Source organism: Paenibacillus sp. 2TAB19, from assembly GCF_052115185.1.
GTDB lineage: Bacteria > Bacillota > Bacilli > Paenibacillales > Paenibacillaceae > Pristimantibacillus.
In genome coordinates, this window is record NZ_JBFRGE010000039.1 from 34,052 (window position 1) to 55,953 (window position 21,902).

General features: G+C 49.9%; 14 protein-coding genes. 12 read left to right on the plus strand and 2 right to left on the minus strand.

What is annotated here, in order from left to right; genetic code table 11:
- Nucleotides 1–2: 2 nt before the first annotated feature.
- Nucleotides 3–956 carry an ABC transporter permease gene (locus tag AB4Z33_RS18070; RefSeq protein ID WP_442051245.1) on the minus strand — a complete coding sequence of 318 codons (954 nt, stop codon included), beginning with the start codon at nucleotides 954–956 and terminating at the stop codon, nucleotides 3–5.
- A gap of 146 nt (nucleotides 957–1,102) precedes the next feature.
- Between AB4Z33_RS18070 and AB4Z33_RS18075 the strand changes: the two genes are divergently transcribed.
- From AB4Z33_RS18075 to AB4Z33_RS18095, 5 genes are all read left to right on the plus strand, one after another.
- Nucleotides 1,103–2,941, plus strand: coding sequence for a sensor histidine kinase (locus AB4Z33_RS18075; protein ID WP_442051246.1), 1,839 nt, complete (start codon nucleotides 1,103–1,105; stop codon nucleotides 2,939–2,941).
- Nucleotides 2,922–4,529 carry a response regulator transcription factor gene (locus AB4Z33_RS18080; RefSeq protein ID WP_442051247.1) on the plus strand — a complete coding sequence of 536 codons (1,608 nt, stop codon included), beginning with the start codon at nucleotides 2,922–2,924 and terminating at the stop codon, nucleotides 4,527–4,529. The genes AB4Z33_RS18075 and AB4Z33_RS18080 overlap by 20 nt, the downstream gene beginning before the upstream one ends.
- 107 nt (nucleotides 4,530–4,636) lie before the next feature.
- Nucleotides 4,637–6,331, plus strand: a complete 1,695-nt coding sequence (locus tag AB4Z33_RS18085; RefSeq protein ID WP_442051248.1) for an ABC transporter substrate-binding protein — start codon at nucleotides 4,637–4,639, stop codon at nucleotides 6,329–6,331.
- A 133-nt stretch (nucleotides 6,332–6,464) separates the two neighbouring features.
- Nucleotides 6,465–6,878, plus strand: a complete 414-nt coding sequence (locus AB4Z33_RS18090) for a VOC family protein (RefSeq protein ID WP_442051249.1) — start codon at nucleotides 6,465–6,467, stop codon at nucleotides 6,876–6,878.
- A 250-nt stretch (nucleotides 6,879–7,128) separates the two neighbouring features.
- Nucleotides 7,129–8,760, plus strand: a complete 1,632-nt coding sequence (locus AB4Z33_RS18095; RefSeq protein ID WP_442051250.1) for a response regulator transcription factor — start codon at nucleotides 7,129–7,131, stop codon at nucleotides 8,758–8,760.
- A gap of 81 nt (nucleotides 8,761–8,841) precedes the next feature.
- Here the strand turns inward: AB4Z33_RS18095 and AB4Z33_RS18100 are convergent, their stop codons facing one another.
- Nucleotides 8,842–11,565, minus strand: a complete 2,724-nt coding sequence (locus AB4Z33_RS18100; RefSeq protein WP_442051251.1) for an alpha-mannosidase — start codon at nucleotides 11,563–11,565, stop codon at nucleotides 8,842–8,844.
- A gap of 250 nt (nucleotides 11,566–11,815) precedes the next feature.
- On the opposite strand from AB4Z33_RS18100, the gene AB4Z33_RS18105 reads away from it, so the two are divergent.
- The 7 genes from AB4Z33_RS18105 (at nucleotide 11,816) to AB4Z33_RS18135 (ending at nucleotide 21,715) form a co-directional block, all read left to right on the plus strand.
- Nucleotides 11,816–13,621 (plus strand): sensor histidine kinase, encoded by a 1,806-nt coding sequence (locus tag AB4Z33_RS18105; RefSeq protein WP_442051252.1) that lies wholly within the window; start codon nucleotides 11,816–11,818, stop codon nucleotides 13,619–13,621.
- Nucleotides 13,622–13,646: 25 nt separating this feature from the next.
- Nucleotides 13,647–15,011 (plus strand): ABC transporter substrate-binding protein, encoded by a 1,365-nt coding sequence (locus AB4Z33_RS18110; protein WP_442051253.1) that lies wholly within the window; start codon nucleotides 13,647–13,649, stop codon nucleotides 15,009–15,011.
- A gap of 176 nt (nucleotides 15,012–15,187) precedes the next feature.
- The gene (locus tag AB4Z33_RS18115) at nucleotides 15,188–16,114 is read left to right on the plus strand and encodes an ABC transporter permease (RefSeq protein WP_337099251.1); all 927 of its coding nucleotides are present in this window, start codon (nucleotides 15,188–15,190) and stop codon (nucleotides 16,112–16,114) included.
- Between the two features lie 136 nt (nucleotides 16,115–16,250).
- Nucleotides 16,251–17,135 carry a carbohydrate ABC transporter permease gene (locus AB4Z33_RS18120; RefSeq protein WP_442051254.1) on the plus strand — a complete coding sequence of 295 codons (885 nt, stop codon included), beginning with the start codon at nucleotides 16,251–16,253 and terminating at the stop codon, nucleotides 17,133–17,135.
- Nucleotides 17,136–17,200: 65 nt separating this feature from the next.
- Complete coding sequence (locus AB4Z33_RS18125) at nucleotides 17,201–18,751, plus strand: extracellular solute-binding protein (protein ID WP_442051255.1); 1,551 nt, start codon at nucleotides 17,201–17,203, stop codon at nucleotides 18,749–18,751.
- An 866-nt stretch (nucleotides 18,752–19,617) separates the two neighbouring features.
- Nucleotides 19,618–20,841: an enolase C-terminal domain-like protein gene (locus AB4Z33_RS18130; protein WP_442051256.1), complete on the plus strand. Its 1,224-nt coding sequence runs from the start codon at nucleotides 19,618–19,620 to the stop codon at nucleotides 20,839–20,841.
- Nucleotides 20,842–20,872: 31 nt separating this feature from the next.
- Nucleotides 20,873–21,715 (plus strand): NAD-dependent epimerase/dehydratase family protein, encoded by an 843-nt coding sequence (locus AB4Z33_RS18135; protein ID WP_442051257.1) that lies wholly within the window; start codon nucleotides 20,873–20,875, stop codon nucleotides 21,713–21,715.
- Nucleotides 21,716–21,902: the final 187 nt, after the last annotated feature.

Genomic DNA, 21,902 nt, shown 5'->3' on the forward strand with positions numbered 1-21,902 from the left:
GTTTAGAAGATGCGGTAACCGGCGTATTTGTACGCAAGACGGTATGAGATAACGATCAAGACAAGGCTGATCATCGACTTGAACAGGCTGACCGCGGTCGCGAAGCTGAATTGTCCGCTTAACAAGCCTTCCCGGTAGACGAATGTATCGATAATGTCGCCCTGCTGGTAGATCATCGGACTGTATAGATTAAATACTTGGTCGAAGTTCGCGTTCAGCACGTTGCCGAGCGCAAGCGTAGCAACAACGATCAGGATCGGCACGAGCGAAGGAATTGTAATATGCAGCGTCTGCTTCAAGCGTGTAGCACCGTCAACTTCGGCCGCTTCATAGAGCGCAGGGTTAATGCCGGCAAGCGCAGCCAGGAAGATGATGGTGTTGAACCCGAATTCCTTCCATACGTCGCTGAAAATAATCGTTAAGCGGAACCAGGTACCGTCGCCAAGGAAGAAGATCGGCTTTTCCAATCCGAATACATTCGTCAGCAACTGGTTAACGATGCCGGTCTGAGCGAGCAGGTCGATCAGAATGCCCCCGAGCGTAACCCACGACAGGAAGTGGGGCAAATAAACGAGCGACTGAATCGAACGCTTGAAGCCCATATTGCGGACTTCGTTCAACAGCAAAGCGAAGCCGAATGGAATGATTAAGTTCATGATGATTTTGGAGCAGGCGAAGATTAAGGTGTTGCCGGTAATTTTCATAAAATAGTCATTTTCGAACATGTACTGAAAATGCTTCAAGCCGACGAACGGAGAATCGGCAAAGCCAAGCGATGCCTTGTAATCCTGGAAGGCCATAATAATGCCAGACATCGGCAGGTAGGAAAAGACGAAAACGAGCAATACGGCCGGCAGCACCATCAGATGCAGCACCCACGGTACCCGGTAGCCCTTTCTTTTTCCCGTTTTACGGGCGGCCCCGAGGTTAGCGTCTTTCAAAGTCAATTGTTCCATAGCCCTCTCCCGTTCAATAAAAAATTTATTTGTATATGAGGTGTAGCCCTGCTATATATAATATCAACGCGTACGATCAGCGAACTATAAGACATTATTAGGATCGATAGTGTTTTGTTAGGGTTATTTCCTAGGGGGAGAGAAATATGAAGCGGGGTTCAGTCATCGGTTATCTAAGAAAAAGGATGGGAGCCAAGTTCAGCTTGTTCGCGAAAATGAACGGATTGATCGTCATCTTGTTCATTCCGATCACCATTCTTTTTACTTACTCCAATGGAGTTGCGTCAAGCGTCATCGACAAGGAGCTGCAGGCTTCGAACATTAAGCAGCTGTCGTTCCTCGCGAGTCAGATCGATTCGCGGATCAGCCAAACGATGGACTTCGTCCTGACGTTCTCCAGAGATCCGAACGTCCGCAAGTTCAACGGGCTTAACATTTGGGACGATCAATACGACCGGATGCAGACGAAGTATGTCATACAGGAGAAGATGATGCTGCAATCGGGCGTCATGAATATATGGCCGGTCAAGTTCACCGTCTACTCGCAATTGCACAAGGAAGCGATCTCGAACGCGAGCAGCATGGCTGTGTATGACGAGGATTACTTGAAGAGAAACGTAACCGGCAGGTGGAACTACGGCGACGGAAATGACGTCGCTCCTGGAGGGACGAAGGCGTTCCATTGGTTTTATACCGATTCATTCGGTCAGCAGGGCGCGCTCAAAGGGAGCAATTTGGTCGTACAAGCTACCTTCGAGCATGAAAATATTCAAAATATGCTCGATACGTACAAAGCGGGCGGGCAAGGCGATCCTTTGTTTTACCGCAAGGGAGACGCGCCGATCCTTAACCGCAGCGCCGACGAGAAGCTGACGAACGAGCTTGTCCGGAATCTCGATGACAGCACTCTGAAGGATACATGGCAAGAGGTCGTCAAGCTGGATGATCAGCGTTATCTGGTCAGCGCCGTGAAATCGCTGAATTTGGATTGGTATTTGGTCGATCTCGTGCCGCTTGAACAAATAACGGGGCCGATCTCGACAAGCCGCAATCTGTTTTATTTGGCGATGGCGATGCTGTTTGTCGTTGGTCTATCGTCTTCCGTCTTGCTTTACCGCAACGTGCAGCGTCCGATCCGCAAGCTCGTCCGCGGTTTGCAGAGCGTTCAGCGGGGCGATTTCTCGATACAGCTAGATTCGAACGTTAATAACGAGTTTTCGTTTTTATTTTACCGGTTCAACGATATGTCCCGGCAAATCCAGAGCTTGATCGAGAACGTGCTGAACGAGAAGCTGCGATCGCGCGAGGCGACGCTGAAGCAGCTTCAAGCACAGATTAATCCGCATTTCCTGTATAACTGCATCGGCTACATGATCAATATGGCGCAAATGAAGGATGACGAAGCTGTCGTATCGATGGGGCATAATTTGAGCGCCTATTACAGGTACATGACACGGCTTGAGAAACCTACCGCATTGTTAGGCGACGAAATCGGCCTGATCAATAATTATTTGGATATACAGAAGCTGCGCAACGGCAGAATTCATTACGATATAGCCATCCCTGAAGAGATGCTGAAACAGCAGGTTCCGCGGCTCCTGCTGCAGCCGATCGTCGAGAACGCCGTCATTCACGGCGTAGGCAAGTCCTATTCCTCGGGCGAGATCCGTATCACCGGCGAAATGGAGAAGGGCTGCTGCAAGCTGTATGTCGACGACGACGGTCCAGGCATGGACATGGAGCAGCTCGAGACGCTAAACCGCAAGATGAAGGGGCCGCTCGAAGAGGATATGGGCTACGGTTTCTGGAATACGAATCAGCGCATTATCCATCTATTCGGGGACAAGTCTTCGCTGAGTTTCGCGCATTCAGAGCTGGGGGGACTGCGTGCCGTTATCGTCTGGGAGCCCGCCCAAGGAGCATTGCAAAGCAAACAAACGAACAACCTAAAAGGAGAACCGCCGCATGCAAATGATCATCGTTGACGACGAAGCCCACTGGGTAGACAGCCTGTACGCAACAAAGCCGTGGCATACGCTCGGCATCGAACAGGTTCATAAAGCTTATTCCGCGCATGAGGCGCTGCAATTATTGGAAACTCACCCGATCGATCTCGTCCTATCGGATGTTCAAATGCCGGAGATGACGGGAATCGAGCTTATAGCCAAAATCCGCGAAAGAGACCCGAAGATCAAATGCATCATCCTCTCCGGGCACTCTGATTTCGAATACGCGCAGGAAGCGCTTCGTCATCAAGCGGTTAATTATTTGCTGAAGCCGCCGACCGATYAAGAGCTGCTCGACGCGGTGTCTGCGGCCATTGGCCAATTGAAGGCGGAGTGGGAGAGCATCAGCTCGAGCGAGCGGACCGAATTCACGCTACGGGAAAACTTGCCGATGCTGCGAGGCCAATTGCTGCTTGGCGCTTTACGCGGAGAGCGGCAGTCCGAAGCCGACTGGAACCGGAAGCTGGACAGCTACGATTTGCCGTTYTCCTTCGGGGAATGCGCGCTTCTTCTCGTTCGGATGGAGGAGGAGTTCGGGCAGTACCGCAACAATGGCCAGCAGCTGATGGAGTACGCCATTATTAACATGGCGGAAGAAATACTTGGCGAATTCGCGAAGGTGTGGGGCGTCAAGGACGACCATGGCTATCTCGTCTTCCTGCTCCAATTCAAAGAGCCGTACGACAGCGCTCTGAAGGATACGATGCTCGAGAAGTCCGCCATGCAGCTCCAATCGAAGGTAAAGCAATTTTTGAGAGGTTCGTTGTCTATCGTGACGACGGAGCCGTTCCTATTTCCCGATAAGCTGTCTGATCGTTACCGGCACGCTGTTGCATATTTCCGCCAAATCGTCGGCGACGAGCGGGAATTCGTCATGCGGGCTGACGATTTGGAGAACCAAGTGTCGCATGGCGCGCTTGATGCGATCCATGCTCCTCCTGCTTTGCGTAACTTACTTGCGGCCGGCCGCTGGGAAGCGGCGGAGCAGAAGCTGGGTGAAGTATTCGCGGAGCTGGACGAGAAATGGTCCGATTCGTGGGAGCACTGCCTGGAGGCGGGATATATCATCGCATCTTCCTATACGCACTATGCCCATCGCAATGGACATACGTTAGCCGGTCTATTGGGCGATCATATCGAACAGCTGCAGAACGGGGAGGCGTTCTCCTCGATCGGCAAGCTGAGGAGCTGGGCGCTGGGCGCCCTGGACCTGCTGGACAAAGGTACGTCCGAAGAAGTGAAGGACATCCGCTCCGTCTATGTGAAGAAGATTCAATCGTTCGTTGAGGCCAATCTGCATCTTGACGTATCGCTTCGCGCGCTTGCGGACCATGTCAATCTGCATCCCACGCATCTCTCGAAGCTATATAAGATCGAGACGGGTGAAGGCATCAGCGATTACGTATCCCGGCTGCGCATGGAGACGGCTTGCCATCTGTTGCGAACGACCGACAAGAAGGTATACGAAATAAGCTCGGAGATCGGTTATTTGGATCCCGCCTACTTCATCAAAGTGTTCAAAAGACAATTCGGATCTACGCCGCAGGAATTCCGCGAAGGAAATTAACAACATGACAGAGTCCTATGGAAACTAACAAAATCCTATAGATGACCTCCTAGTTGCGCCTGTAAAGTAACACTTGTAACCAACTTACACCATAGGGGGAGAATCAAATGGGTAATTACAAAAAGCTATGGCTGCCTCTCATTGCGATCGTGATGGTCGTATCGGCTTGCAGCGGCAATGCCGGCAACAACAATGAGAACAAAGGCGGAACGAGTTCGGAAAGTCCGGCTGCGACGGATTCGGCGACGAAGTCCGAAGCGGATCTCGCATTCGAAAAAGGTAAATATGATCCGCCGATTGAAATCAGCACGATCATTATGCCGAAGGAATATACAAAAGGCGAGACAAAAGAAAACAACGTGCATGACCGCTGGATGCTGGAGACGCTTGGTATCAAGCACAAGGATACGTGGTATCCGGCAGGCAGCGACCAATACAAGCAACAGCTTCAACTGGCGTTAACGTCGGGAGAGAAGTTGCCAGACTTCGTCATGGTGCCTACGGACGCCGTACTGACGAATCAACTCATCGATTCCGGTCAATTCATCGCGATTGACGAGCTGTTTGAGAAATACGCGAATGAAACGTGGAAAAGCCATGCTGCCGAGCATCCTGAACTGTGGTACCCGTTCACGAAAGACGGCAAGAAATGGAACCTTCCGATCATGGAATACACAGACAACGATGATACGCTTCTATGGCTCCGTGAAGACTGGATGGAGAAGCTGAATCTCGAAGCGCCGAAGACGATCGCCGACCTCGAGAATATCATGGATAAATTCAAAAACGAGAATCCGGACGGATTGGCTGCAAAAGACGTATATCCGCTCGCAATCTCGCTCAAAAACAATACAAACACATGGATGGGCGGACTTGACTGGCTGTTCGGCGCTTATGGCAGCGTGCAAGAGCAATGGAACAAGGACGCAAGCGGCAACTTAGAATACGGTTCGGTTAATCCGGGAGCGAAGCAAGCGCTCGCTAAGCTGCAGGAATGGATGGATAAAGGTTATATTCACCCCGATTCCGCACTTTGGGATGAAGGCAAATCGGCTGAAATTTGGACCAAAGGAAACGCGGGCGTATTGCCAGGCGCGAACTGGGTACCGGATTGGCCGGCTCCAGACCTTCTGAAGAACGTAGCTGGTTCGAAATACAAAGCGTATCCGATCCCTGCAGGACCTGATGGCTTGATCGGCACAAAATGGCAAAATTCCGGCGTCAACAGCAGCTTCATGATCAACAAAGACGCGAAGCATCCGGAAGCGATCATTCTTTATTACAACACACTGCTCGACAATCTAGCCAACCCGGCAGTAGGCAGCAAATACGAATATGGCTTCGCTCAAGGCTACGATTGGGATGTAATTGACGGTCAGCCTACGAATGACAAAGAAAAGATCAAAGACTTCTTCGATGCATTCCCTTATATTACAGGTCCTGCACGTATTCCTGATCTGTACATGAAATCGCTCGTGAAGCTGGCAGACGGCGGTACGCCTGAGACGCCTTACGAGAAACAGCTTGCTACGTTCCGCAAACCGGAGAACTGGTATGCCGCGAAGGTCGTTATGTCTCAAATCGATATTCGCAAGCAAAACTATTTCACGGGCGCAGCAACGCCAACGATGATCGAGAAATGGAACTTGCTTCGTCAATCCGAGCTGGAGACGTTCAACAAAATCATCTACGGCAAACTGCCTGTTGATGCATTCGACGAGTTCGTTGCCAACTGGAAAGCGAATGGCGGCGAGCAAGTAACGAAGGAAGTAAATGAGTGGTTCAAGTCGGTATCGCAATAGGAAGTTCGAGTTCGAGAACCCCGTCTCCCAAGTGGAGAAGGGGTTCTTCACATTCTTGAGCTTATTGTCCCGAAATATGCTAAACTCTAGTCGATATTCAATAGACGAGCTTAGTCGAAGAGGAGCGATACAGATGGCCAAAGAGTTATGGCTTAGCCTTCCAGTGAAGGATCTGGCGAAGTCGAGACAGTTTTTCGCCGAGCTCGGATTTTCTTTTCATCCCAGACACGAGGGCAGCGACGCAATGGCGGGGTTGATCATCGGGGACAAGCAAGTGATGGTCATGCTCGTTCCCGAGACGACGTTCAAGCAATTTACGAGCCACGATATCGCTGATACGGAGCGCGGCAGCGAAGTGCTGATCTCTTTCGATGCGGAGAGCAAGGTAGAGGTCGACGAGCTGCTTGCAAAGGTCGAACGCGCAGGCGGCGCGATCTACGGCAAGCCCAGCGATCAAGGCTGGATGTACGGTGCGGGCTTCTCCGACCTCGATGGACATCGGTGGAACGTACTGTATATGGATGAAAGTCAGATGCCGAAGGTCTGAGTTTGACAGAGTTATCGCATAGTAATAGACGAACACGTCTTTTCTTTCGAGGCGTGTTCTTTTAACTTTTTATAACCGCTTCAGACAATCGTTGCATCCAAATGTCGCTGTAGATATACGGGAATTTAAAACACCCCCATAAAGTTTTCTTTTGCCCCCGTGCAATCCAAAATACAGTCAGTTAGTATGGAGATAAGCTATTCTATAAATAATCCGACTATGTAAATGCATACTAAGGGAAGGTGAGATAATGCTGCGTGCGCTAATTGTGGATGACGAGTTCGAAATCCGCGAAGGTTTGCGTAACCGCTTTCCATGGGAAGCCTACGGCATCGAAGAAGTATTAACGGCTGATGACGGGGATACGGCGCTCATGCTAGCGCTGGATAAGCGGCCTGATCTTATCGTGTCTGACATCAAGATGAATCGAATGTCGGGAATCGAGTTTATACGTTCTTTGCTGCCTGTAGAGGACTATCATCCTGAGGCCATCGTAATAAGCGGCTATGATGATTTTGAGCTTGTAAGGCAGGCGCTGCAGATTGGCGTGCTGGACTATATTTTGAAACCGATTAATATGCAGGAGCTGGAACAGGTCGTTCGCAGGACGATGGAGAAAATTCATCAGAAGAGGATGGATCTGCATAACGAGCAGCTGCTTATTAATCAAGTGAAGTTTGCAATTCCCAAGATGCGCGAGGAACTGCTGAGGGAAATGGTGGAGAAGGAATACGATCCCTATCGCGAATCGAGAAGAATCCATCGATTGAAGTCATTGAATCTCGATTGGATAGCAAGTGGGCAGCTTACGTTAATCGTTATTGAGGCGGATGATTTGAAGGCGATCGAGAATCGCCGCACCAAAGAGAAAGAACTAATATTGTTCGGAATCGGCAATGTCGTTAATCAGACGCTGGAAGAGGAATATCCTTACTCGTCCGCGCTTTGTATGGATGGTAGCAACAGGTGGGTTATCATCTTAGGCTGCTCTCGTCCCGAGCACGCGGAGCTTAGTCCGGGAATCGCGCAGCTATGCATCAAGCGAATCAACGACTATGTGAAGGTAAAGGCGAGCGCCGGTATTCCAACAGCGATTTGCACGTTCGAGCATTTGCATGAGATATATGTTGAATCATTGTCCGTTCTTGAGCAGAAGGCCGTTTATGGCGGCAACCGAGTGTTCACGGTACAGGAGAATTATCCCGAGGTCGAAGGTGCCGATCTGTCGCTTGCCGAGCCGGAGGAGGTGCTTGATCTCGTGAAGTTCGGTTCAGATGAGGAAATTACGATGGCGATGGATCGATTTGAAGCCATGGTACAAGCTTGGCAATTCACTCAATTGCGCGATATTCAGCAAAAAATATTCGAGTGGTTGTTCGAAGTATTCCGCAGAGCCGCAGCAGCGGGAATGCCGAACAAGCATTGGGGAAACAACCCCATCGCGGTATGGGAGCAGCTGGAGCAATACGATACGCTGCAATCGCTTCGYGTGCAGGTGGAAATATTCCTGAAGTCGATAGCGGACGACTTCCGCAAGCTGTCCTCGACGCCTAGCCAGATCGTATATGAGGCGGAGAAAATTTTGCAGCGCGACTATGCGGAAGGGCTAACGCTGCAAAGCGTGGCGACTGCCGTTCATGTTACGCCGGTATGGCTAAGCAAGCTGTTCAAGAAAGAGAAACGCCAGACATTCCTTGAATATTTGACCGATATACGAATCGAGAAAGCGAAGGAAATGCTCGGCGACATTAAGTATAAAGTGTATCAAATCTCGTTCCAGGTCGGCTACAAGGATCCGGTTCACTTCTCCAAGCTGTTCAAGAAACAGGTCGGCTGCACGCCTAAGGAATATCGGCGGCAGAGAGGGATTAACGACGAATAAACAAACCTTAGATCACCCGCACAAAGAAGCAGCCCCCAAGGTTCAATTTGCATGTCCTTGGAGGCTGTTTTTTAATCTATTTTATTTTGAAGGAATGCCGATCGTCACGATTTTGAACCCTTCGACTTGAACGGTGTTCGCAATCTGCTCGGATGGTTTTTCCTCGAGAATATTGCTCACATAGCTGTTGTCGGCGGAGTCAGGATGAATCGCAAGACTCGTCGTGCTGCCGGACAGATTGTACCAGCGCACCATTTGATCGCCGCGTTCCTCGTTGATCTTGAAGCTAGAGAAGGCAAGGCCATCGCCGCTCCACTTCAGGAAATGCTGTTCAATCGGGAGCTCGCCATCATGCATCTTGCTACTAAAGGCAGTCATCGGAATAGGGAAGCGGTAGGCTTCGCGATAAGCAGAGAAACGTTCTTCTGCGCCGCCGTAAGGAATGATCATCCATTCGGCTTCTTGCAGGCCGATGCACTGAGCGTCAGGCGTATGGAATACGCCCCAGTCGCCAAGCTCGCCAACCGAGCGAAGCAGCGTGACCGCAAGCGTATTGCGACCATCCTGCAGTACCTCGTATTCGTTTAGTCCTTTGCCTGCCACAGTCAATCCGCGATTGTTGTCATGCGTATCGATAAACGTCTGCATGTGCTGAGCGTTGCTTGGATTTTCCCATTCCTTCGACGGCACGTTATCACGTTCTGCTACCTCGAAGATCGAGTCTGCGAAGTGATTTGTCGCCTTTGTATCGGAAGGCAGAAGGACGCGAATGCGGTGGTCCCTCGATTGATTGTGAATGGTCGCATGGACACGGACGCCTTTGCCGGCTTGTTCCAGGCTAATGCGAGTCACGATCCGCAGCGGTGCAAGCTCGCTCGATCTGCCAGCCTTGCGCTGGCGGAATTCGACCATCGCATTGACCTCTTTAGCGAGTTGCTCATCTGCGCTCGCTGGAATGGAGAGCTCATGGACAACCTCGATCGTCGCACGATAAGGCGTATCTTCAACAATAGCAATAGAAGAGGCTTTAACGCCTTTGGTCGTAATCGCAATATCGCCGTTCGGCTGCTTGAAAATATATTCGTTGCCGATGTCGCCGACGTTCTCGTAATGGCCTAGGTTMGTATATTGCTGCTTGTTCAGCTTGTCATAAAGCGAGTAGCTGCCGTCTTCTTCGACCGTTACCTTAAGGAGGCTGTTCTCGAGCGTTCTATCATCCTTGACTAAGGATGTAGGTTCAAGCTCGCCGGAATGTTCTGATGATATCCAAGCAAACGTCGAATATCCCATTGCCGGCATCGTGCCTGTCTCGAAGGTGAGGCGCATAGCGCGTGCCATGTAAGGCTGACGGAACTTATCGCTTGGCAGCTCATAGCCGAACCTGACGCCAAGATCCTCTGCCGTGCAGGCGAGCCGTTCGCCGGCTGTGTTCACTAGATACCCGCGTCCATGCGTTCTTGCTCTAACGATGCCGGCGATCTCGATTGGATCTTCGCTTTGATTGAAGAAGCGGTGCGACCATTCGACCTCGGTCGTAATGACGCTAGACCCTTCATAGCCGCTCGTGTTGAATACGACAAGTGGAGCTGCCGCTTCACCGTAAGACGCGAAGCTAGACGTATCGATCTTGCCGCTAATGAACCTGGCGCTCTCCGTCGTTAAGGCTTTGCCGACCTCCATGCTTTTCGCGAAGCGGATCTTCATCTCGTGATACACTTCGTCGACGCTGCAGCCGCAGATGCTGTCATGCGGATGGTTCTGCATGAGCGTCTTCCAAGCGTATTGAAGCATGCCATGCGGATACGGCTTGCCTAATTGGTGGGCGATCGCGGCAATCGGTTCTGTTACTTTCTCTAGCAGCGTTTGGTTTTGTGCATTGAGCTGCTTAATATAGACGCGAGCTGACGCCGTATTAACGAGCGAGTACCAGCCGTCTGTCTTCTGACCGCGTAGCTCGCCGCGCGTCAAGCTTAGGTTCTCAGGCAGCTCTGCTTGCACGGCTGCCACGTAATCGTCATAGTTCGAATGGACGAACTCGTATTCAGGGAACAGCTCTCTTGCGACGCGGAGCGCCTCGGACAGGTTCGTCTGTACCGGCTGATGGTCGCAGCCGTTCATGAGCAGCAGATGCGGCGTCGATGCGAACTGCTCCGCTCTTGCCAGCCGGTGCTCCCAGTACCCCTTCGCTTCAGCCGGATCGACGGGAATTTCCATCCCGTTGTTGTACCAGTTCGCGAACAACAATCCGAGTACCGTCGAGCCGTCGGGGGACTGCCAGAGCAGCTCGGAATAAGGCGACTCAAGCGAAGGACCTTCTTCGACCCGATTGTTGAAGCCGGTAGCCTTGACGCCTCTGCCGAATACGGCAGTGCCGATGCCGGCTTGCTGCAGCAGCTGCGCGGCCTGGCCCATGTTGCCGAATGAATCAGGGAAGTAACCGAGCTTCGAGATCGGACCGAACTTCGCTGCGTCGCGGTGTCCGATTTGCAAGTTGCGAACGTTGGCTTCGCTGCTCGTAAGAAATTCGTCCTGGAGAATGTACCAAGGCCCGAGAGAAAGCTTGCCTTCGTCACACAATTTCTGAATGATGTCGCGCTTCTCAGGATACACCTGCAAATAATCGTCCAGCACAATCGTTTGTCCATCTAAATAAAAGCTGCGGAATTCGGGATCGTTCTCGAACGTCTCCAGCAGCGTGTCCATCGTTTCGATCAGCTTCACGTGATGGGCTTCATATGGCATATACCATTCGCGATCCCAATGGGTATGCGATATGACGTGTACAACCCGCTTCGATGCAGTCATTGTTGTTCCTCTTTTCCATGAAGGTTAAGTGTTACGGAACTAGTGTAAATAATCGGCCATCACCGAACAATGAGAGAATAGCAAACTTTAAGGGGGATTGTTGTCGCCTTCCTGTAAGAGAGGAGTGAGCGGATGTATGAATGTGAAAATAAGCTTGCATGAAAGCGTTTGTATGATTAAAATCGAGGACGAGCATGTTCAATCGATTATTGAATGCTAAAGCTAGAATGAGGAAAGGGGGCAGGCACTTGTGAAAAAAGTATCGTTCCGATTGGCATCATCGTTTCGTAATCGAATGATCCTTATCTTTCTTGTCATTATCATCGTGCCTTTCCTGCTTTTCGCTTATTACGCTCATATTAAGTCCATAGAGGGCATTTCCAATACGAATACGAAGATGACGATGAGTTATCTCCAGCAAGCGAAGAAAAACTTCGAAATTTACTTAAACAGGCTAAACGAGCAAGTGAATGAGGTTATCGGGGACAAATCCGTTCAGGAATTGCTGGAGCGGGAGCCAATTACCGATAAGGATGAAGAGGCGTTTGCCGTCAATATGGTCAATGCGGTGCACAACGCAACACAAGTCATTGACGGCTTCCGCGTAAAGGTGTATCCGATGAATCCGGCCAAATTTCCGAATTACATGAGAACTATCGACGAGTCGAGGCGCATCGGCGACGAGTATTGGTTCCAGCGCTCTCGGGCTACGGTAAGCCMGACCTGGTATTTAACGATGCCAAGGCAAGGGAAATACAGCAGGCCGCTGCTGACTTATGTCAAACGATTTTCCGGATTATACGATCAGAAGTTAAGGGGTATTATTGCAACGGATTTATCCGAAGATTATTTAAAGCGGTTTTTCTCGCCGTCAGACCAGCTTCAGGATCAGAAGATGCTGCTGATTAACGAGAAAGGGGTCGTCCACTATGATTCCTCGGTCAATCAGTGGACTGGAAAGGTGTTTCCTTCGGCCTCGTTTATTGCAAAAATTCAAGGAAGCGAATCGGGTTCAGAGTCGCTTACGATTGAAGGGCAGACGTTTCTCGCAACGTATTTGAACATGGCGAACCATCCTTGGACGATTGTAAGCTTAACGCCGCTGCAAGAGCTCACGAGCACGATCGACGAAATTAATCGGATGCTGGTCTACTTCCTCATCATTTATTTAATTTGCGGATTTAGTGTGGTTGTATACATTACCGCAACGTATACACAGCCGATCGCTCATCTCGTTCGGCTGATGCGAAGACTCGAAGCGGATAATCTTCATTATTTGCTGCCTTGGTCGTCGCGCAAGGATGAGGTCGGGTGGCTGTACAGAGGCGTTGCCAATCTGGTTTCGCGTATCGAAGGGCTCATTAAGGAAGGAGCGCGCGCAGAACGGAACAAGAAGGCGCTCGAATTCCAAGTGCTCAGTCATCAGATCAATCCTCACTTCCTCTATAATACGCTCGAGTCCATTAGATGGAAGGCAGAGAATCATGGTCGCAGCGACATCAGCGAAATGGTGTCGTCGCTTGGCAATCTACTGCGGCTTAGTTTGAATCAAGGCAAAGAAATTACGACGCTGCGGCGCGAGATCGAGCAAGTAAAGGCTTATGTGTCGATTGAGCAAGCCCGGATGGGCAAGACCGTACGTATCTTATACGCATGCGACGATACGATAATGGATTCACCGTTCCTCAGACTGTTGCTTCAGCCTTTGGTCGAGAACGCGATTCAACATAGCGTTCGTGACGATTTCGATAAGGGCAAGATTATGATTACGGCTGCCAAGGATGATGAGGATCTCGTACTTGTAATCGCCGATAACGGGAAAGGGATCCCGCAGCATGTGCTTGATCAGCTCGAGCAAGAAGAACAGCCTAGCGACCAATACTCGCATGCGCGCAGAGGCGTCGGGCTTYGCAACGTCAATGACCGGTTAAGGCTTTATTTTGGCGATAACTACAAGCTTCGTATCGAGACTGGACCTGAGATCGGCACCAGGATCACGCTTCGCCACCCGATACTGCAAGAAGGCCAGGAACTGGATACAATCGGAAACGGATAGAGCCAATCTCTAAGGAGGCATAGCCTTGAAAAGCAGACAATCAATTGCATATGCGAAGAGCATGCTGCTGCTTGCCATTCTCTCCATCACCCTTACCGCATGTACCTTAGAAGGATGGCCTGGCGTCGATGGCAAGAATGGACGCAAGCCCCCGGACGATCAGCAGACAGTAGAGAGGACACCGGTTGAATTGAAGCTATTAACCTGGTCGGACGAAACGTACCAGGAGCTTTATGACATGTTCAATCGCAAGTATCCATGGATAACAATAAAGCCGATTTATATTACGAATGGAGGAGACCCGGCAATCGTTGYGAAGATTCAGGAGCTGCAGGCCGCGGGAACGCCTGCCGACCTGACCTGGGTCGCTGGCGATTTGCTCCAATACGAGCAACAAGGATTGCTCGAGAATTTGAAGCCTTACATGGATGCGGACGCTTCCTTCCGGGAGAAGGAGCTTCCCGACGGATATTTCAATATGATGGCGTTCTCCGGCCGCAGACTTGCTGTACCGTTCGTCGATGTGCCGATGTGGATCGTCGTGAACAAAGATTTGCTTAAGAAGAACGGCGTTGAGATGCCGCCGAACAACTGGACGTTCGATGACTTCCGGGAAATCGCGAAGAAGGTGACAGACCCGGCAGCCGGTGAATACGGTCTAACGACGAGCGGAGAATTTGTTATGCGGCTGCTGCCGATGAAGTCGGCTGCGGACGGGCATGCCCCGAATTTGTCTTATATGAATGAGCGTCTCAATCAGAGTCTGCTGAACACGCCGGAAGTAATGGCTGACGTTCGTTGGCTGACGGAATTCGTTACCGTGGACGGCTCGATGCAATCATGGGAGGAAGCGATTAAGCAAGGCGATGTGACGAGAGATTTCCTGAACGGCAAAACAGCCTTCGAAGTCGGAGGAGACTGGCTGCTGCCGCGATTGCAGAAAAATGCGAAGTTTGAATGGGACATTCTTCCGTTTCCGCGCGGCAAGATCAATCAGTATTCATTCCATATCTATGGACCGCTGGCGCTGCTTAGCGGTTCGAAGCATAAGGACGAGGCGTACAAGTGGATTAGCTTCCAGTTCGAGATGGAAGCGCAGAAGTGGAAGATGGAGAAGGGAGCCAACGCTTCCGTCTTGGATCCCGAACTAACCGCTTATCTTGACCAAGTGCCGCTCTGGCAAGGCAAAAATCTCGAGGCGGTCAAGATGACGAAGGATAACGGCCTCGTTCTGCCTGGCGCAACGATACCATGGTTCTCGGAGTACGATTGGATCAACGTCATTAACGATATCGTTTTTGGCGGATCGGACCCGAATCGGGTCATCGCCTCGACCGATGCGTGGAATAAGAAAACGTTGGAGCTGCGGCAGCAGTGGAAGCAAAACTAAATGAAATACTGCTCAAATACAAGGCCGTTCTCACATGAGGACGGCCTTGTTAACGTCTTCGGAAGAGGAAAGGGACAGAGGATAAATCAATACTACAAAGTATAAGAATGGCTCATGGTATGCGAATTGCCTCTCAACTACAATAAAACTATCACATAAACGAAAGGAAACACGATATGAAAACAAATGGAGTCATTCGGGAACTGCTTAGAAATCGTACGTTGCTGCTTATGTTCTTGCCCGTAGCCGTACTCCTATTTCTATTCAACTACTTGCCGCTTGCCGGACTCGTAATCGCGTTCAAAGATTTCGATTTCCAGAAAGGCATTTTCGGCAGTGATTGGATGGACCCGCTCTTAAACAACTTTGATTATTTGTTCTCGTCCTCGACAGCTTTCCGGGCGATGAGGAACACTATATTGCTTAATGCGTTGTTCATCGCGGTAGGGCTTATATTCGAAGTAGGCTTCGCTTTGCTGCTCAACGAGGTTCGCAACAAATATTTCAAACGCGTTTCCCAGTCGCTCACCTTCCTGCCTTTCTTCATTTCTTGGATCGTCGTAGGCGTGTTCGCTTACAATCTGCTCGACTTCGAGAGCGGTGCGGTTAACCGGGTACTGGAGAGCATAGGCTTCTCGCCGATCGATTTCTACAGCGAAGCGGGATTATGGCCGCTCATCTTAACAATCGCGATTCGGTGGAAGATTACGGGTTATGGAACGATTATTTATCTGGCTGCACTGACATCGGTTGATAATTCGTATTACGAAGCGGCATCCATAGACGGCGCTACGAGATGGCAACAAATTCGGTACATTAGTATTCCGATGCTGCGGCCGACGATTATTATTTTGACGCTGCTCGCGGTGGGCAGAATTATGAATGCGGACTTCGGCATGTTCTATGCCATGGTCGGCGACGCTTCTCTCCTATTCCCGACAACGGACGTTATCGATACCTTCGTTTATCGGAGCTTGCGCAAATCCGGCGACATCGGCATGGCATCCGCGGCAGGCTTCCTGCAATCGCTCATTGCTTTCGTGCTCATCATCGGCAGCAACTATGCGGCTCGCAAAATTGACAAGGATTCCGCAATATTCTAACCACAATAGAATTTACAAATTTCCGAGTTAAACGAAATGACAAATTCTGTTTGGCGATAAAAACAACATCTAAACGCGGTCGCTCATCTCGAATGGCTTCGATAGAGGCTTTTCTCACAGGAGGAGGAACAACATAATGGTAGCAAAAAAATTCTCGATCTCGCAAATGATGATCATTATTGTCATCTCCCTGTTCAGCTTGGCTTGTTTGTTCCCATTCATCATGGTTATATCAGGCTCGCTCAGCACGGAGAAAGACATCATGGATTACGGTTACACGCTTTGGCCGAAGACGTTTACTTTCGATTCGTACCGAATCCTGCTGCTTGGCTCCACTCGTATTATCGATGCTTACGGAGTTAGCATTCTCGTAACGGTAGCCGGAACGGTGCTGTCACTGCTCGTAACGAGCATGGGCGCTTACGTTATGGCAAGACGATCGTTCAAGTATAGAAATATTTTGTCCATTTACGTCATTATCACTATGCTTTTCAATGGCGGACTTGTTCCTTGGTACATCATCTGCGTCCGTTATTTGGATCTGAAGGATACGCTGTGGGCACTCATTCTGCCGATGCTGGCGAATGCGTTCAACATGTTCCTGATCCGCAACTTCATGATGTCGATCCCCGAGGATATGAACGAATCTGCGAAAATGGACGGAGCGGGCGAGTTCAAAATTTTTTACGCCCTCATCATGCCGCTTTCGCTGCCGGTACTTGCGACTGTCGGACTTTTCGTAGCGCTGAGCTATTGGAATGATTGGTTCCTCGGGCTCATGTTCGTCGACAAGCAAGAGCTGCAGCCGCTGCAGCTGCTCCTAAGGACGCTCGTATCGAACGTCGAGTTCCTGAAGAGCTCAAGCAACGCATCCGCGATGCAGCGTATCTCGGCGCAGATTCCTTCGGAGTCGATCAAGATGGCGCTCACGGTCATTACGATAGGGCCGATTATATTCCTGTATCCTTTCGTGCAGCGTTTCTTCGTGAAAGGCTTAATGGTAGGCGCAGTCAAAGGTTAATGATTTGAGGCTATACCGGCTTCGGCCGTGTAGTATATAATGACAAGCTAAAGGGAGAGGTCACGATGAAGAAAAGCATCAAGGGGTTACCGTTACTGCTTGCCGTCATCATGCTGTTCAGCGTAATTCTAGCAGCATGCAGCGGAGGCAATGGCAACAATGAACCGGCCAATGGCGGCAAAGCTTCCAACAAGCCATCCGACGGCTCGAAGCAAGAGGAAGAAGTTACGCTTAAATTCTACTTCGGCGGCGATAAGAAAGCGGCTACGGACGAGGTTTGGGCTAAAGTCAGCGAATATGTCAAAGCCAAAGGCCTTAATGTCAAATTCGATATTAACTTCATTCCGTTCGGAGACTTCAAAGAAAAAATGCTCGTTATGGCCGCATCCGGCGATAGCTGGGACATGAACTTCGACGGCGACTGGCTGTCGTACAAGCAAATGGCGGCGAAAGGCTCCTATATGGCGCTGAACGACCTGCTGCCTGAGTTTGCGCCTAACTTGTACAAGAAGTATGAAGAACAAGGCACGCTTCAAGCGGCTACGGTAAACGGCGAAATCGTCGGCTTGCCTTGGACGATGAAGATGAACGAGCGTAAGTTCACGGGCTGGCGTTCTGATTTGACGGAAAAAGCTGGTCTTGATTATCCGAACGGCTCGGTCAAAACGATCGAAGACGTAGATAAATTGCTGCGCGATCTGAAGAAAGCTTATCCAAACGAAAGAATTTCCCGTACACCCCCGGTATCGCTTATTATGATCCGCGATGAGTGGGTTGATCTTAACTTCCACGGTCTCGGCTTCTATTTGAGCGACCCTAAAGTAACGGTTCAAGCTGTAGAGCAACAACCGTTCTACCTGGAAGCTGCTAAGCTGGCTAAAGTATGGTACGACGACAACCTGATTAACCGCGATGCGATGATCGACAAATCGGATGAAGCGGCAGAGTGGAGAAACGGCAAGAAACTGTTCACGGTTACTTCCCATGAGTGGGTAAGCGCTGACCCTGGCTTCTCCGATCCGGCATACAAAATGGAATCGTCCGAGCTTTACCCGGACAAACGCTTTATTAACCGTACAGCGCTTGCCAACGTAGTAGCGATCAACCGCAACTCCAAAAATCCAGAGCGCGTTCTACGCCTGTTGGATATGATCGAAACKGACAAAACGTTGTACGACCTTGTCCAATACGGTATCGAAGGCAAAACCTACGTATTGAACGGCGAGACAGCTGAATATCCGGAAGGCATGGAAACGACGACGAGCAACTACATGGAGTGGGGCGGCCAATGGGCGTTCTGGAAACCGCAATTCATGCGTCCGACTATGACTTACGGACCGGACTTCTGGGTGAAAGAAGCTGAATTCGCAAGCGAAGAACGTAACGTTAACTCTCCAATCGACGGCTTGTTCATTGCCGAAGATGCGATGAAGAACGAAATCGCGAAGCGTGATACAGCAAGCGACGAGCTGAACAGACCGATTGAGTTCGGTGTTGTGAAAGACGTTGAAAAAGCAGTATCCGAATATATCGAAACGCAAAAGAAAAACGGCCTTGATAAAATCATCGCTGAAACGCAAAAACAAATCGATGCATTCCTGGCATCCAAAAAATAAGCAGCACGCACCAATTGACGCTTGGATTGATAGCTACAATTTGATGCCTTAATACAAATGAATGAATAAACATGACTGCCCCTCTTAGTCCTAATCTATCGGACCTGGAGGGGCAGTCTTTATTTTTGCGCGCCTCGAAGCTCTCCGCACATTCCTGCCAATTCAGAACATAAGCCTTTCAACGCTTTAGCTAAGTCACCCGTCTGCTCAGGAAGCCTGCTTTTCAAACCTTTTAGCGCACTCTCCCATCAGCTCAGGACGTATAGCGTTTAACATGTATTGCTAACCTATCCACCACCTCAGCAAGCAAGTAGTTCAACRTTATTTGCTCACTCTCCGGTTATTTTTAAAGTCATATCTGAATCGTAACTGCTGTTGATTGTTTCATCAGCCCTGTTACCTGAGCTAGAGGGATAGTGAGCTAAAGCAGAAAAAGGCAGCAGTATCCTGACAGGTAGGCTGGGAGCAGCAATTAGCAGAATCTGATTGATAGTTATTTATAAGATGCTCGTTCAAAGGCTGTACGTTTTAGAAAGAGATTCGCAAATAATTAATACTAGATGTTATTTTCCTGAGTCATGGGGATAGTGAGCAAAAGAAGAAAAAAGCAACAGTACCTGTATGGATAGGCGGAAAGTTGTAATCAGTCGAATAGGATTGATAGAGACTTAAAATGATGCTCGAGCGATGAAGAGGGCTGTGCAATAAGAGATTGGAGATTCGCTATGATGCGAGTAGTTAAGGTGATATGAACGGTGGTGAGAAAAGAGGCCAATATTGGGATAGAAAGTTTAAGTATGTCTTATTTGGGTGCGGGCTCATTCGGCTTACACTATAGGGGACATACAAAAAAGGATGGTGCCGGCATGGCGAAAATAACGGGAATCCAATGCATTCGCACACGCAAAAACGGGACTTGGACAATCGTAAAGGTAATGACGGATCAGGATGGGCTTTACGGGCTGGGGTCAGCCTCGGATGTATATAATCCGGAAGCTGTTGTGCAAGTTATTGAGCAGTTGATGGCGCYACTGCTGATCGGCAAGGATGCCGCGAATATAGAAGACTTGTGGCAGACCATGTACATGAGCGGGTATTGGCGCAACGGCGCGCTTCTGCATACCGCCATAGGCGGGATCGACATGGCGCTGTGGGACATTAAGGGCAAGGAGGCAGGTCTGCCTGTCTACCAATTGCTCGGCGGAGCGAGCCGTGCGGCCGTTCCTTGCTATGGACATGCCGGGGGGCGGGATATTACCGAACTGAAAGAGGACGTGCATCGTTTCAAGGAGGAAGGGTATACGGTCATCCGTGTGCAAATGGGCGGTTACGGCGGTGGTGGTTTTATCGATCGCGACAAGGCAATCTTGCCGGATCATGCTTGGGGCAAGGGACCGGTATTCGACGAGCAAGCTTATTTGCATGCCATACCGTCCATGTTCGAGCAGTTGCGGCTTGAGTTCGGTATGGGCGTACAGTTCACACATGACGTGCATGAGCATTTGTCGCCAATTAACGCGATTCAACTTGCGAAGCGGGTAGAGCCCTATAGTCTATTTTTCCTTGAGGATGCGTTAGCACCTGAACAGATTGGATGGTATCGCCAGCTGCGTCAACAAAGCGCCACTCCGCAAGCAGTCGGCGAGTTATTCGTCAATCCTCAGGAATGGACGCAGCTTGTGCAGGAGAGGCTCATTGACTTCATCCGTGTACGCGTCTCCAAGGCTGGAGGGATTAGCGCATGCCGCAAGATCGCGGCATTATGCGAAGCGTTCGGCGTTCGAACCGCATGGCAGGAAGGCGGGGAGAACGATCCTGTCAACCAAGCGGCAGCCGTCCATTTGGACATGGCGATCTGGAATTTCGGCATTCAGGAAGTGAATCATTTCAAGCAAGAAGAGCTGGATGCATTCGAAGGACATATCGTTCGAAAAGGCGGCTATTTATATCCATCCCAGAAGCCGGGGCTCGGTATCGAGCTTGATGAGCTTAAGGCACAGCTACTCGTTGGGGACAATTGGAACAAAACAACTTATTTCAATCCATATCAGCTTGACCGCAAGGCAGACGGCACGCTTGTCCGTCCATAATGCCATGCGATACAACGGAGGTGCATAACAGATGAAGACGATTGCGGTAACGGGAGGCAGCGGCAAGCTCGGTACGGCTCTTATCAAGGAGCTGCAGCAGCAGGATTACAAAGTTGTTTCGCTTGATCATCAGCTATCCAAGGAGCTTAGATGCAAGCAGATTAAGGTTGATTTGAACGACTTTGGGCAAGTCGTAGCTGCTGTTCATGGTGCGGACGCAATCATCCACTTGGCGGCRATTCCCGCGCCAATTCTGCATCCGAATCCTTATATTTTCGCGAATAACACGGTAGCCGGCTATCATATCCTAGAGGCTGCTTCTATTCTAGGCATACGGAAGGTGGTTATGGGCTCTAGCGAATCATCATACGGCTTCGCGTGGGCACCGACGCCATTCTCGCCGGATTATTTTCCGATCGATGAAGAGCATCCGCAGCAGCCGCAGGAGTGTTATGGACTTTCCAAAGTCGTGAATGAAGTGACTGCCGCCATGTTCGACAGACGAAATGGCATGCAGGTTGTCTCGCTGCGCTTCTCTATGATTACGAAGCCGGAAGACTATAATCACTTATCGATTCGAAAACCTGAAGCATTCAAGCAAATCATGTGGAGCTATATTGATATTCGCGATGCGGTAAGCGCGTGTATCGCTTCCCTTCAAGTCGAAGATCGAGGGGCGATCAGCCTCAATATTACGAGCAATGATACGCTTAGCGATCGGCAGACGTCAGAGCTTCTGAAGTCGTTCTATCCCGAGGTATCCGTGTTGAAGAATGACCTTCCCGGACGAACTGCCGTCGTCAGCAACAAGATGGCGCAAGAAGTATTGAATTGGCGTCCGCTTCATTCATGGGCCGATCATATAGTTGAGTAGGCTTAGCGCAATTAGAAAAATATGTGAAAGACCATCCGGTAGGATGGTCTTTTTGTTAACCATTTAACAAAGTATGACTTTAAATATAGCTTGTATAAAGCTTATGAAACGCTTACAAGATAATTTTTGACAAAAAAAGCATATATCCTCTCATATTTACTCGTGTAATGATCGGATAACATTAGAG

Excerpts from the sequence above, each read along its gene's own strand:
- AB4Z33_RS18070 (WP_442051245.1), bottom strand. The coding sequence starts at position 956 with ATGGAACAATTGACTTTGAAAGACGCTAACCTCGGGGCCGCCCGTAAA.
- AB4Z33_RS18075 (WP_442051246.1), top strand. The coding sequence starts at position 1,103 with ATGAAGCGGGGTTCAGTCATCGGTTATCTAAGAAAAAGGATGGGAGCC.
- AB4Z33_RS18085 (WP_442051248.1), top strand. The coding sequence starts at position 4,637 with ATGGGTAATTACAAAAAGCTATGGCTGCCTCTCATTGCGATCGTGATG.
- AB4Z33_RS18090 (WP_442051249.1), top strand. The coding sequence starts at position 6,465 with ATGGCCAAAGAGTTATGGCTTAGCCTTCCAGTGAAGGATCTGGCGAAG.
- AB4Z33_RS18115 (WP_337099251.1), top strand. The coding sequence starts at position 15,188 with ATGAAAACAAATGGAGTCATTCGGGAACTGCTTAGAAATCGTACGTTG.
- AB4Z33_RS18120 (WP_442051254.1), top strand. The coding sequence starts at position 16,251 with ATGGTAGCAAAAAAATTCTCGATCTCGCAAATGATGATCATTATTGTC.